This is a genomic window from Gilvibacter sp. CC01, assembly GCF_055755295.1.
The window spans coordinates 268,608-281,569 of the sequence record NZ_CM146909.1; the positions used below are offsets into that span (position 1 = coordinate 268,608).

General features: G+C 43.9%; 11 protein-coding genes. 7 read left to right on the forward strand and 4 right to left on the reverse strand.

From position 1 onward, the window contains the following. Window positions 1-23 precede the first annotated feature (23 nt). The 3 genes from AC0J2F_RS01325 to AC0J2F_RS01335 are packed head-to-tail and all read right to left on the reverse strand — an operon-like array spanning window position 24 to window position 4,092. Window positions 24-1,037 (reverse strand): threonine aldolase family protein, encoded by a 1,014-nt coding sequence (locus AC0J2F_RS01325; RefSeq protein WP_473008258.1) that lies wholly within the window; start codon window positions 1,035-1,037, stop codon window positions 24-26. Between the two features lie 4 nt (window positions 1,038-1,041). Then, entirely contained in the window at window positions 1,042-1,677 is a 636-nt protein-coding gene (locus AC0J2F_RS01330; RefSeq protein ID WP_473008260.1) for a hypothetical protein, read from the reverse strand. Window positions 1,678-1,680: 3 nt separating this feature from the next. Beyond that, window positions 1,681-4,092, reverse strand: coding sequence for a zinc-dependent metalloprotease (locus AC0J2F_RS01335; protein ID WP_473008261.1), 2,412 nt, complete (start codon window positions 4,090-4,092; stop codon window positions 1,681-1,683). 91 nt (window positions 4,093-4,183) lie between these two features. On the opposite strand from AC0J2F_RS01335, the gene prfB reads away from it, so the two are divergent. The 5 genes from prfB (at window position 4,184) to AC0J2F_RS01360 (ending at window position 9,682) form a co-directional block, all read left to right on the forward strand. Then, a protein-coding gene (gene prfB / locus AC0J2F_RS01340) for a peptide chain release factor 2 (RefSeq protein ID WP_473008263.1) occupies window positions 4,184-5,291 on the forward strand; the annotation gives its coding sequence in 2 pieces (ribosomal slippage) (window positions 4,184-4,246 and window positions 4,248-5,291; 1,107 coding nt in all). 3 nt (window positions 5,292-5,294) lie between these two features. Beyond that, window positions 5,295-6,287: a carbohydrate kinase family protein gene (locus tag AC0J2F_RS01345; protein ID WP_473008265.1), complete on the forward strand. Its 993-nt coding sequence runs from the start codon at window positions 5,295-5,297 to the stop codon at window positions 6,285-6,287. A gap of 9 nt (window positions 6,288-6,296) precedes the next feature. Beyond that, complete coding sequence (locus AC0J2F_RS01350; RefSeq protein ID WP_473008266.1) at window positions 6,297-6,806, forward strand: hypothetical protein; 510 nt, start codon at window positions 6,297-6,299, stop codon at window positions 6,804-6,806. Beyond that, window positions 6,787-7,140 carry an arsenate reductase (glutaredoxin) gene (gene arsC / locus AC0J2F_RS01355; protein WP_473008267.1) on the forward strand — a complete coding sequence of 118 codons (354 nt, stop codon included), beginning with the start codon at window positions 6,787-6,789 and terminating at the stop codon, window positions 7,138-7,140. Before AC0J2F_RS01350 ends, arsC begins: the two co-directional genes overlap by 20 nt. 64 nt (window positions 7,141-7,204) lie before the next feature. Next, entirely contained in the window at window positions 7,205-9,682 is a 2,478-nt protein-coding gene (locus AC0J2F_RS01360; protein ID WP_473008269.1) for a TonB-dependent receptor, read from the forward strand. A gap of 59 nt (window positions 9,683-9,741) precedes the next feature. On the opposite strand, the gene AC0J2F_RS01365 is transcribed toward AC0J2F_RS01360, so the two are convergent. Continuing rightward, complete coding sequence (locus AC0J2F_RS01365) at window positions 9,742-9,906, reverse strand: hypothetical protein (RefSeq protein ID WP_087525182.1); 165 nt, start codon at window positions 9,904-9,906, stop codon at window positions 9,742-9,744. Between the two features lie 137 nt (window positions 9,907-10,043). Between AC0J2F_RS01365 and fumC the strand changes: the two genes are divergently transcribed. Beyond that, a complete protein-coding gene (fumC, locus tag AC0J2F_RS01370) occupies window positions 10,044-11,435 on the forward strand; it encodes a class II fumarate hydratase (protein WP_473008270.1) in 1,392 nt (463 codons plus the stop codon). Between the two features lie 141 nt (window positions 11,436-11,576). After that, on the forward strand, window positions 11,577-12,947 hold the full coding sequence (locus AC0J2F_RS01375) for a 7TM diverse intracellular signaling domain-containing protein (protein WP_374957911.1): 1,371 nt from the start codon (window positions 11,577-11,579) through the stop codon (window positions 12,945-12,947). Window positions 12,948-12,962 lie beyond the last annotated feature (15 nt).

Consider the following 12,962-nt stretch of genomic DNA (forward strand, 5'->3'; position numbering starts at 1 on the left):
GCCCTGCCAACGCAGGGCTTTTTTTATGATAAGGTTTCGCGCAGTGCCTGTAGGAAGTCTGCGTGCATAGTATCGGTATAATCCAAATGAGTTACCACGCGCAAGGCGCCCTGCCCCATATTACTGATAATGATATTACGAGCTGCCATGGCTTTAGAAAACCCAGCTTCGTCTTTAACGTGAAAGATCACAATATTGGTTTCTACCGGAGATACTTTAGTCACTTGCGGGAGGTTTTCGAGTAAGTCCCCTATTTCTTTTGCTTTCTGATGGTCTACTGCCAAGCGCTCCACATGATGATCAAGCGCATAGAGACAAGCTGCCGCCATATAGCCAATTTGTCGCATCCCGCCTCCTAGAACCTTCCTCACCCGTATAGCGTTGTCCATGAGTTCTTGGTCACCTATTAATACGGTTCCTAACGGAGTACCAAGTCCTTTACTAAAGCAAACGGTCAAGGTATCGAAACGCTTGCCGAATTCCTTTGGGTCTTGTCCTTTGGCCACTATGGCGTTCATGAGTCGGGCTCCGTCTAAATGCAATCCAAGGCCGTGTTTATCACAAACTGCTCGGATCGCATCAATTGTTTCCAGATCATAACAAGCTCCCCCTCCTTTGTTGGTGGTATTTTCCAAACACACTAAACTTGTAAGTGGGCTGTGGTAAAAATCCGGTGGGTTGATCGCCGCTTCAACTTGAGCCGCGGTAATCTTGCCCTGTGTTCCGTCTAACAACTTACAGGAGACACCGCTATTAAAAGACACTCCACCTCCTTCATAATTATATACATGTGCGTATTTATCGCAAATAAGCTGCTCTCCAGGTTGGGTATGCAACTTAATTGCCGCCTGATTGGCCATACTTCCTGTAGGAAAGAACAAGGCTGCCGGCTTTCCGAACATTTCAGCCATACGGGCTTCTAAGGCGTTGGCAGAGGGGTCCTCTTTATATACATCGTCGCCAACCTCTGCTTGTAGCATAGCCTGTAACATGCCAGGCGTTGGCTTGGTAACTGTATCGCTTCTTAGGTCGATCATAGTATTATTGTCTTCTGAACTTGGCTTGAGTTTCTAATTGGTCCATAAGAGGACTAATCAGCGCGTCTAGTTTTACCTGAGGGTGGTGGTTATTATAGGTGTAGTTCTTATTAGGATACTCCGGATCGTTGGTAAGATCCAATTCTTTGTACCGAAACTCATACTCGCCATCTTCATCAAAGAATACATAATTACGTTGACAGCGGTAAACTTCGGTTCTGGCTGTGGGCGTATCGTAAACAGCATCTGTTTCATAAGACTTCACCCCAGATCCCTTGATCTCATCCTGATTTGCCAGATAGTAATCAAGTATCTCTGTATTTGGTAATGTTACGGGTTTAAACAAGCCACAATTGTCCATTTTAGTGACCATAGGCTTCCCCGCTTTCATATAGATCACAGCTGCTTCTATATAGGTGTCTTTAGAACTACAGAATTTACCGTCTTTCATACGGAAAGCCTGGGCATCTCCTTCGCAACTTCTGGCCCAAACGAATAAGGTATCCACCTGCTGTGTACGCAAAGTTTCTACTTGCTGTTTAGCAATAGAGTCTAAATAGGCGATACTTCCGCGTTTGCGCTGCCCATAAGCAGAACTCATCAGCAGTAAACCTAGACAGCATAGAAAGATTCTGTTCATGATCTAGTTTGTTGGGTAAAAGCATTGAAAGCTCCCTATCGGACTACCGTCCGGTATCTGCGGAGCCGCTTGCGGTTTAAATTCCTCCGGATCGTCTAAGAATTGCTCTATTTCTCGCAGCAGTTGCTTACTAAATGCGTCGGATTTTGATTTGTACTGCTGTTGTAAGGCAGTTACCAAGGCGTATACATCGGCTTTTACCTGCGGACGACTGTTGGGGTTCAAGGCCAAATTAAACAAGTGCTGTAAACTTTGATGTTGAACTGTTTGTACAATAGCGGTTTTGTAGGCATCCTTACCCGCATCTGCATTGAATACAGCTGTATTCAAGCCGTTGAGCATATCTGAAAAACTCATATTATTAGCATCCAATGCAGCCTGTTGGCTCAAGCGATTGGCGCGCTCCCAATTGAGTAATAATCCCAAAGTAAAATCCGCAGCAGTTGCACTGGCACCTATAGCATCGAAAGCGACTCCGGTCTTACTTTTAAAAGACTCTCTTCCTCGCCAATACCCAAAAGCACGTGGCGGGAATAGTCCTAACACATCTGCTGGTATAGCAAGAGCGTCTGCCGACAGCGTCTTTAATACGGCATCTAAGGCTTTCTTTTGATCCTTTTTTGGTAAAACTGAGGTGATTAAATTATCATCGTTCTTAACTGCGTAGTTGTAGTTCATTCCACCCACCAATTTCACCGCCGCTTCTGTTTGATAACGATGGAAGAAATACAAGGGTACAAATACATCTTCCAGTACCGTAAGTGGTTCTCCCGAGCGAATGTTGTCTACAGAGAAATTATCCATGGCCTGAGCACGTAGCTTTAAAACCTCGTTCAATTCAGAAACAGCATCAGCCCCGTTATCCCATAGGTGAGCAAAGGCGTGGGCCCCGCCTTGAGCCCGAGCATCACTGTCAGAAATGAATTGCAAGCCATCTTTTTTAGCCTGCTCCAATATCTTATTCAAATAGTAGCTCTCGGTTTCATCGCCACTCGGATTGCCATATGCATAAGCCACTGTAACCTTATCCCATGCTCCAATTCCGGTGTCATAGGCCTCTGAAAAATCGACCTTTCCGTTTTTCATCCGCAATAAAGGATGCGGATAGTCCATTACACTGGAGCGTCCACTTGGACTAGCTGCAAAATTATGTGCAAAGCCCAGGGTGTGGCCAATTTCGTGAGCAGAGAGTTGACGAATACGCGATAGCGCCATGGCCAGCATGGGTTTATAATTTTGATCGCTAATGGCAAAGGGTTTGTTCATGAGCGCTTGGGCTATCATAAAATCCTGACGGATTCGCAAGCTCCCTAAGCTTACATGTCCTTTTAGTATTTCGCCGGTTCTTGGATCTACTATACTAGCGCCATAACTCCAGCCGCGCGTAGAGCGATGCACCCATTGGATCACATTGTATCTGAGGTCCATTGGGTCCGCGTCTTCCGGTAGCATTTTTACTTGAAAGGCATCCTTATAACCGATAGCCTCGAAAGCTTGGTTCCACCAGCGCCCTCCTTCTAAAAGCGCAGAACGTATAGGTTCTGGAGTTCCCGGATCCAGATAGTATATTATCGGTTCAACAGCTTCACTTACTGCTGCGGATGGATTCTTCTTTTCCAAACGATGACGAACAATGATTCGCTTTCGTATAGGCTCCCAAATTGGAGTGGAATAGTCCAAATAACTTCGCATATTCAAGCCGCTTCTCGGATCGAAGGCTCTTGGGCTGTATCCATCGTCAGGTAATTGTACAAAACTGTGGTGTTGGATCACAGTAAGCGCAGAGGCATCTGGAGCCACACTACTCACATGGCGCCCGGTAGGGTCGCCTTTAAAGGTGAGCATGGCCTCGAACTCTACGTTCTTCGGGAAGGCCTTGGTGCGCTCCATCCAAAGGGCATTTCTGCTTTTGTCTAAAGTGTATTTCCCTTCTTTTGCACGGGCTAAACGTTTAGATACGCCATGCGCATCGAGCATCAAAAAAGGTGTTAGATCAATAACATAAGTGCTGCCCTTGGTCTCTTTTATGGGAAAACCAAAAAGTACTGACTTAGCAAAGGCCTGCTCTACCGAACGTTTCTCGGCCTGATTGTCTGTAACGGCGCGATACTCTTGATTGGGTTGCATAAGCAGCAGCTTGTTCCCAGCCTTGACAAACTTGACTATGACACCATCCCCTAACTGACCGCGGTCTAATCCAATATCGTTAGAACCGAGTCCGGAGGTGAGTGAATGCACATAGAGAAACTCTTCATCGAGCTTGTCCACCTCTAAGAAAATGGCGTCTTCAGAGGGGCTGTAATGAAACTTAAAAAACCCTTCAAAGGTCTGTAAGTCTTCTTTCTTGTCTAAAAATTGTGAATTAACTGGGGAGATGACACATACAATTGCCAAAAGGCAAATCAATCGCTTCATAAATAAATGGTTTGCTAGTGCCATAAAAATACATCAAAAATGTTTCATTGCAGAGACTGAAGTTTTATTTTTGTCTCTCTAACAAGCAAGCATGACTACAACAGATCAGATAAAAGATCTTAGAGAGCGCCAGGATGCGTTAAGGAGGTATCTTTGACATAGCCGGAAAGCGTGTCATTATAGCCAACGACGAAGAAAAGACCTTTGATCCAAACTTTTGGAACAATCCCAAAGAAGCAGAAGCTTTTATGAAAAAATTACGCGGCCAAAAAAAATGGGTCAGTGATTTTGAAGAGGCTGCTACCTTAATTGATGAAGCCGAAGTGCTCTTAGAATTTTATAAAGAGGACGAAGCCACTGCAGCGCAGGTTGATGCTGCCTTTACCAAAGCCTTGGATGCTACAGAAAGCCTCGAGTTCAGAAATATGATGAGCGACGAGGGTGACGATATGAGCGCTGTACTGCAGATCACAGCTGGCGCAGGAGGTACGGAGAGTTGCGACTGGGCACAAATGCTTATGCGCATGTATCTGATGTGGGCAGAAAAGAAAGGTTTTAAAGTAAAAGAACTTAATTTTCAAGCCGGAGATGTAGCTGGGGTAAAAACTGTTACCTTAGAGATCGATGGAGAATACGGATTTGGTTGGTTAAAAAGTGAGAATGGTGTTCACCGATTGGTGCGCATCTCTCCTTTTGACAGTAATGCAAAACGACATACGAGTTTTGCTTCGGTCTATGTTTATCCACTTGCCGATGACAGTATAGAGATAGATATAAATCCTGCGGATATTAGCTGGGATTTTGCGCGATCTAGCGGTGCTGGAGGGCAGAATGTGAACAAGGTGGAGACCAAAGCGATCTTGACCCACCACCCTTCTGGGATCGTGATACACAATAGTGAGACGCGGTCACAGCTGGAGAATCGGGAAAAGGCTATGCAAATGCTTAAATCGCAGCTGTATGAGATAGAACTCAGAAAACGTCAAGCAGCCAGAGATCAGATCGAATCAGAAAAGAAATCCATCGAATGGGGCTCACAGATCAGAAACTACGTCTTGCACCCGTATAAATTGATCAAAGACGTGAGGACCAATTACGAGAGCGGTAATACAGATGCCGTTCTAGACGGAAATATAGACGAATTCTTAAAGGAATATTTAATGATGACCGGACAAGAGAAACCGGCCGATGAACTTTAGAATATGTATAAAATTGCAGTTTTAGGGCCGATCCCAAGGGATCATATAGTCACACACCACGGAGAAGTGATTCAAAAATACGGAGCAGCTACTCATACGGCCATAGCTTTGTCCAAACTTCTAGGTGATCAAGGCGTTGTCTATCCGGTAACCCATGTTCGCAAAGTAGACTATCAAGGTGTGCTCGATGTATTGGCTCCCTATGATAACATCAATACAGATCATATCTCTTCTGCCAGCGACCAAGGCGATGTGATCCAACTACAGTTCTTAGATCAGAATAACAGAAAAGAAAAACAAACAGCCTTTATGCCGCCCATAACCCCAGAAGATGTAGCACCTCTGCTGGATTGCGATGTTTTTGTCTGTGTCCCGGTAACCGATTTTGAAGTTCCTTTAGAAACATTACAATACATTAAGAACAACAGTGACGCCACTGTGGTTTTTGACGCCCACGGCCCTACTACTGCCTTGACCCATCGCGGAGATCGTGTGACCAAGTTTTGGGTAGATCGCGATCGTTGGCTTCCCTTTATCGATGTTTTAAAGATGAATTTGGAAGAGGCGAATTGCAGTTGGTTCAAGAACGAATACGATCTGGGTGAGTTGGCTACGCACGATGCCATGAGTGAATCACAACTCCCGGAATTTGCCTCGCATTGTTTAAAACATGGACTAAAATCGCTCTATGTTACCTTAGATGCACGCGGCGTTATGGTCTACAGCCTAAAAGCCGGTGAGCTGCATGCCGAGCACGTTGCCCCGGTCATTGTGGATCATGTTGTAGATACCACAGGCTGCGGAGATTCTTTTGCCGGAGGTATTGCCTTTGGTCTTTTAGAAGAGGACACGGCCTATGTCAAGGCGGCACAATACGGCAATGCAATGGGAGCACAGCGCACTCAGGGAAAGACATTTGAAGTGTTTCGCTCTCTTGCAGAAACTGATGCAATGATCGTGGCTGGTCATATCTCGGGTAAATCTCCAAAGGCGTAAATACTGGCTATGGGTATAAAGCCACAACCTTTATCTCAGATTAAAAAGGAGCTAAATCTTCAAGACAGAGATAGTCTTATAAACCTCTGTTTAGAACTAGCTCGTTTTAAGCGAGACAATAAGGAAATGCTGAGCTATTTGCTTTTTGATCGGCAAGATGAGGAAAGCTACATCAGCGCGCTGCAGGCAGATATGGATCAAAGCTTTGACAGCATAAATACACAATCTCATTATTATATAAAGAAAAGCGTACGCAAGATATTAAGGGAATTGCGTCGATTCATAAGATACTCCAACCAAAATGAGACTGCGGTGGAATTGCTCATGCACTTCTGTTATCGCATGACCTTAATAAAACCAACAATTTTCGAGAATCGTGTTTTGACCAATATATTCTGGCGACAGATCCACTTGATCGAGCAAAAGATCGAGAAATTACACGAAGATCTCCAGCACGATTACACCTTAGAATTAGAAGCTTTAATAAAACCTTATGCCCATGATCACCATATATCATAATCCGCGTTGCAGAAAATCTAGAGAAGGACTACAAGCCCTTGAGGCAAGTGGTTTAAACCATAAAGTTCGCTTGTATTTGAACGATCCTTTAACTGCTGCGGAATTGACCCAGCTGCTGGGGCAACTGGGGATAACGGCAAATGCCTTGATCCGTAAAAGCGAGGCTATCTGGAAATCTGATTTTAAAGGTAAAAGCCTGTCAGAAAAAGAGTTAATAGCCGCTATGGTGTCACATCCAAAACTAATAGAGCGTCCTATTTTAAGCGATGGTCAAAAAGCAGTGGTTGGTAGACCTGTTAATGCGGTTCACGATTTTTTACAAAACATTATATAACATTAACAAAATGTTGGCTTAGCTGCGTGATTTATCGGTCTAACTTCGCCGAAAATTACCCATCATGCAGCTAAAAACGCTAACCTATATTGCCCTACTCCTATTTACTATACAACTGAGTTATGGTCAAGCCAATGCCCGCAACTATACCGTTAAAGGATTAATAGTTGATGAGCAAACTGGACAACCCTTAGAATTTGCAACCGTTTCTTTTTTTAATGCTACCAATGATTTGGTTGCAGGAGGAATCACAGAAATAGATGGGAAGTATTCGATCTCGGTACCAGAAGGTATCTACACCGTGCAGTACGACTACATTTCCTATAAAACTGTAAGGAAAGAGAACGTCTTGGTAAACAAGAACACAGACTTACCGCCGGTGGCAATGGCTCTGGACGCCGCAAGCTTGGACGAGGTTGTCGTTACTGCGGAGACCACAGAAGTTGTGGTTCGCTTAGACAAAAAGATCTACAATATCGGGAAGGACCTGACCACCAGTGGTGCTACAGTTAGTGATGCATTGAACAACGTACCATCGGTGACCGTGGATGTGGATGGAGCCATCAACCTGAGAGGAAACGGCAATGTTCAGATCTTGATAAACGGAAGACCAAGTGCCCTTGCAGGCTTTGGAAACACGGATGCACTAAGACAATTGCCGGCGGAGACCATTGAGCGCGTAGAAGTGATCACCTCTCCTTCTGCCCGTTATGACGCCGAAGGCTCCGCAGGAATCATAAATATTGTACTTAAAAAAGATAAAAACTTAGGTTTTAATGGTTCTATTATAACCAATGTTGGTTTCCCTTGGGGAAGCAGCCTTACCGGTAATATCAATTACCGCCAGAAGAAATTCAATATTTTCAACACTACCTCGGTACGCTATCAGGAATCTCCGGGAAACGGTTTCTTTAGTAATGAGTTCTTTATTGATGGTGTTGAGAATCCACTTGTAATAGAAGATCGCGATATAGATCGAATCCGCAGAGGAATAACTACCAATCTAGGGATAACTTATAATTTGACAGATCGCTCAACGATCACGGCTTCTGGATTTTACAGAACAGGAAACGACGACTCCAGAACTTCGAACTTTACTGATGAGTTCAACGCTTCTAACCAACTGGCTGAATCTACGGTACGTATAGAAGATGAGGCAGAGACAGGAGACAGCTATCAGGTAGCCTTGAACTATACCAATAACTTTAATGACGAAGGTCACAATCTGGCTATTGACTTGCAATATGATACTCGTAATGAGGTGGAAGCAAACTTCATTGGAGAGAGCAATGCGTTTCCAACTTCAGAGACACTTCCTGCAGAAGATATTACCACAGATGAATCTCGCGACAACTATTTGTTGCAGGCGGACTATGTATTACCAATCGGTGAAAATGCACAGTTCGAAGCTGGATATCGTGGGCAATTCCGTGAGACAGTTACCGATTTTGAGGTATTGGAAGAAGTAGGTACTAGCGGCGTATTTGAACGCAACGGAAACCTGTCTAACGTATTTACCTTTAGCCAAGATGTCAATGCGATTTACACCCAGTACGGAAATAAGTTTGGCAAATTCTCTTTCTTATTAGGACTTCGTTACGAATCTACTCGCCAACAAGGTGAGGTATCTGATTTCGACCCAACTGTAGGCGATGATTTCGAAGTGGATTTTGACGAAACCTTTGACGGGCTTTTCCCTACGGTGAACCTCATCTATGAACTTGGAGAAAGCGAGAACATCACTTTTGGTTATAACAGACGTATTAACCGTCCGCGCGGTTTCTTTGTGAATCCATTCCCTTCGCGATCTAGTGAGGCGAATATCTTTCAAGGGAATCCAGGGCTGAACCCTGCCTTTGCTTCTGCCTTCGATTTGGGATACCTAAAGCGTTGGGAAAAGATAACCCTTACCAGTTCTGTGTACTATCAATACGAGACTGACGCCTTTCAATTCATTAGAGAGAACACAGGAGATGTTACGCCAAACGGTGTGCCTGTAGTGCGAACCATTCCGATCAACTTAGCGACTAACGAGCGCTTTGGAGCGGAAGCCGGAGTACTATACAACCCTACCAAATGGTTACGCCTTAATGGAAGCTTCAACTTTTTCCGTTTTGTGACAGAAGGCGAGTTTAACGGCACAGACTTTAGCGCAGACAACACCAGTTGGTTTGCAAGATTCTCCTCTAAGGTAACCCTGCCGGCTAAGATCGATTGGCAGACCAATGCCTTTTACCGTGGCCCAAGAGAAGACGCCCAGACCAGAAACAAAGGAATTTTGTCTATAGACCTTGCCTTTGCTAAGGATCTTTTTAACGATAATGCTACTCTAGGGTTTAACGTACGTGACCTATTTAACAGCAGAAAGCGTATTAGCGAGACCAATACGCCAACCTTTAGACAAGAGAGCGAATTCCAGTGGAGAGAACGTCAGTTCAATCTTACCTTTACCTATAGATTCAATCAGCAAAAGAGACGCCAACAAAGAGGAGGCGGTCCTGGAGGTGGTGATGACGACTTTGAATTCCAAGGACGTCCATAAGGAACAAAAAAAGAGCGGTCGAATTGACCGCTCTTTTTTTTATGTTGTTTAAATAAAGCTTATTGCTGTGCCTTTTTGGCTTCGCGCTTCATCTTCATTTTTTCGATTAGTGCCCCGCCGATCCAATAAGGGATGATGCTAATTAGAAAGATCATCAACCAAAAACCGATGGTCAAGATGGTTAAGAATGCTAAAAATCCTAAATATTGGTCAAATTCGAACATGGGTAAGTGTTTTTAATACACTGCAAAGATAATCGAAAATCTAAAAAATATTTCGTCCGCAGTTAAAAAAATTATATCCCTCTGCTCTCGCACTTTTGCCCTTCAATATTTACCTTTGTAGTCTTAAACAAAAGACCATGGAATACCGCATAGAAAAAGACACTTTAGGAGAAGTTAAAGTACCTGCAGACAAACTTTGGGGGGCTCAAACTGAGCGCTCTAGAAATAACTTCAAGATAGGAAGAGCTGCTTCCATGCCCTTGGAGATCGTTTACGGTTTTGCCTACCTAAAGAAAGCTGCCGCCTATACCAATTGTGAATTGGGAGTTTTAGATGTAGCCAAACGCGATCTTATTGCTGCGGTATGTGATGAGATCTTAGCAGGAAAACACGACGATCAGTTCCCTCTGGTAATTTGGCAGACAGGAAGTGGTACTCAGAGTAATATGAATGTCAATGAGGTGATTGCCAATCGCGCCCATCAATTGGCAGGAAAAACCGTGGGCGAAGGCGAAAAGACCTTACAACCTAATGACGATGTGAACAAGTCCCAATCTTCTAACGATACTTTCCCAACTGGGATGCATATTGCTGCCTACAAAAAAGTAGTAGAGTCCACCATCCCTGGCGTAGAACAGCTTCGCGATACGCTAAAAGCGAAATCCAAAGAATTTAAAGATGTTGTAAAGATCGGGAGAACCCACCTTATGGATGCTACTCCTCTGACCCTCGGACAGGAATTCTCAGGCTACGTATCTCAGTTAGATCACGGTTTGGCTGCATTAAAGAACACCTTAGCGCATCTAAGTGAATTGGCTTTAGGAGGAACTGCGGTAGGAACCGGGATCAATACTCCAAAAGGATATGCCAAGCGCGTTTCTGAGTATATAGCAGAGTTTACCAAGCTTCCATTTGTGAGTGCCGAGAATAAATTCGAAGCCTTAGCTGCCCATGACGCCATAGTGGAAACCCATGGTGCTTTGAAGCAATTGGCGGTATCGCTGAATAAGATCGCCAATGATATTCGTTTATTGGCTAGTGGGCCGCGTTCTGGAATTGGAGAGATCATTATTCCTGCTAACGAGCCAGGATCGTCCATCATGCCTGGAAAGGTGAACCCAACGCAATGTGAAGCCTTGACCATGGTCTGTGCTCAAGTTATGGGTAACGATGTGACCATTGGTGTTGGCGGTATGCAAGGACATTATGAGCTGAACGTCTTTAAGCCCGTTATGGCAGCGAACATCTTGGAGTCTGCACAACTCATTGGCGACGCCTGCGTTTCTTTCGATCTTAACTGTGCTCAAGGAATAGAGCCAAACCATCAGGTCATTGAAAAGATGTTGAATAACTCCCTGATGCTAGTTACTGCACTAAATACCAAGATTGGATACTACAAAGCAGCAGAAATAGCTGGAGCGGCGCATGCTAACGGCACTACCTTAAAAGAAGAAGCAGTTCGACTCGGTTATCTTACGGCGGAAGAATTTGAGGCTTGGGTACGTCCTGAGGACATGGTTGGGCACTAACTTGTAAGAATGTCAAATGTATTTGTAGGAAAATACACCTGATTACACTTTTTTTAGCCTTTTTTACCGATTAAATGCATAATTTTATCGGTCAAAGTAGGATTTTTATATCTTTCGAGTCCCAAATTGATTGATTTACTTATGTACAGGAGCTTTATTTTAGGCCTCCTGCTTTGTCTGACCCTTAATGCCCTTGGTCAACAACAGGTGCGCTATATGCAGGATTCTCCGGAGAAGTTAGACTTTACGTCTGCCTCCGTTGCCGATTACATCCCATACGGCTTAGAGAACTTTGGGCTGAACAATGGAACATATTGGTTCAAGATCTTCGGATCCAACACTCACGATCAGGTATTGACCTTATCGAGTCCCCACATTTACGATGCGACCTTATATAACAGTCGTGGTTTAAATATAGGACAGGAAGGATTTACCCGCTACCCTACTTACAGACTTAGCGATGCGACGAATTATCCGTTATTCTTACGTGTAAAACTACACCAAGAAGCGCAGGTTCCGGTCGCTATTGCCTCAGAAGCAGTTTACGATGCGGAAAATCAACGAACATTATTTCAATTAGGCTTGTACTACGGTTTCGCCATTATGGTGGTACTGATCAACTTAATGTGTTTTATTCTCTTTGACGAAAAGGTATTCTTTAAGTACGCAGCCTTTTTGATCACGGTTGGACTCACCTACTCTTTCAGCGATGGTTTGTTTAATCTATTCGGAGTGACCGGAAGCTTTGTAAACACATATTTGGAGCCAATACTCCATTTATTGGTAGGCTTTGCGGGTGTTGCCTTTGCTTGTCAATTCTTAAGAAGCAATCAACATTTCCCGAGACTCAGATGGTTTACTACTGCTCTATTAGGCTTTGCTGCAATTAGCTTTGGCATGTATTGGGGCTTTGGAGAATTCAGTTATTACACAGTAGGGCAAATCATGATCTTTAGTGTAGCGCTCACTTATCTAGCTGTTGGAATACGTTTGTGGAATGCAGGGCTATATGCACGAATCTTTGTAGTGTCTTATAGTTTGCTCTTTGTAATGGCTACGGATTATTACTTGCTCAAAGGACTGGGAATCAATTTCTTGAACATTCAACCCGTACACCTTAAAATAGGTAGTGTTTTTGAAATGCTTGTATTGAGCTATGCTATTATGTACCGCATGCGCTCTATTAAGGAAGAGAAAGAATTGATGAGCACAGAAATGCGCATCTACTTGAAACGCATTGAGACACTTTCTAGAGGAGCTGCCCTTATGGAATCCGAAGAAGCCTATATGGAAAACCTAATCGATCATTATGATCTTGATAACACCGAAACCAGATTGTTACAGTATGTATCAGAAGGAAAGGAAAATCACAAGATTGCAAGAATACTCAACTTAAGCGAACGTGAGGTAGAGCACCTAACTCTCAATTTGTATCGCAAACTCGAAATCGCTGAACAAATCCAGGACGACTATCGTATGCTGGATCAGCAACCAGACTATATCTATAACTAGACGGCTAACTTAGCG

What these genes read in the sequence shown, in the direction of transcription:
- AC0J2F_RS01325 (WP_473008258.1), bottom strand. Translation starts at nt 1,037, where the DNA reads ATGATCGACCTAAGAAGCGATACAGTTACCAAGCCAACGCCTGGCATG.
- AC0J2F_RS01330 (WP_473008260.1), bottom strand. Translation starts at nt 1,677, where the DNA reads ATGAACAGAATCTTTCTATGCTGTCTAGGTTTACTGCTGATGAGTTCT.
- AC0J2F_RS01335 (WP_473008261.1), bottom strand. Translation starts at nt 4,092, where the DNA reads ATGAAGCGATTGATTTGCCTTTTGGCAATTGTATGTGTCATCTCCCCA.
- AC0J2F_RS01345 (WP_473008265.1), top strand. Translation starts at nt 5,295, where the DNA reads ATGTATAAAATTGCAGTTTTAGGGCCGATCCCAAGGGATCATATAGTC.
- AC0J2F_RS01350 (WP_473008266.1), top strand. Translation starts at nt 6,297, where the DNA reads ATGGGTATAAAGCCACAACCTTTATCTCAGATTAAAAAGGAGCTAAAT.
- arsC (WP_473008267.1), top strand. Translation starts at nt 6,787, where the DNA reads ATGATCACCATATATCATAATCCGCGTTGCAGAAAATCTAGAGAAGGA.
- AC0J2F_RS01360 (WP_473008269.1), top strand. Translation starts at nt 7,205, where the DNA reads ATGCAGCTAAAAACGCTAACCTATATTGCCCTACTCCTATTTACTATA.
- AC0J2F_RS01365 (WP_087525182.1), bottom strand. Translation starts at nt 9,906, where the DNA reads ATGTTCGAATTTGACCAATATTTAGGATTTTTAGCATTCTTAACCATC.
- fumC (WP_473008270.1), top strand. Translation starts at nt 10,044, where the DNA reads ATGGAATACCGCATAGAAAAAGACACTTTAGGAGAAGTTAAAGTACCT.
- AC0J2F_RS01375 (WP_374957911.1), top strand. Translation starts at nt 11,577, where the DNA reads ATGTACAGGAGCTTTATTTTAGGCCTCCTGCTTTGTCTGACCCTTAAT.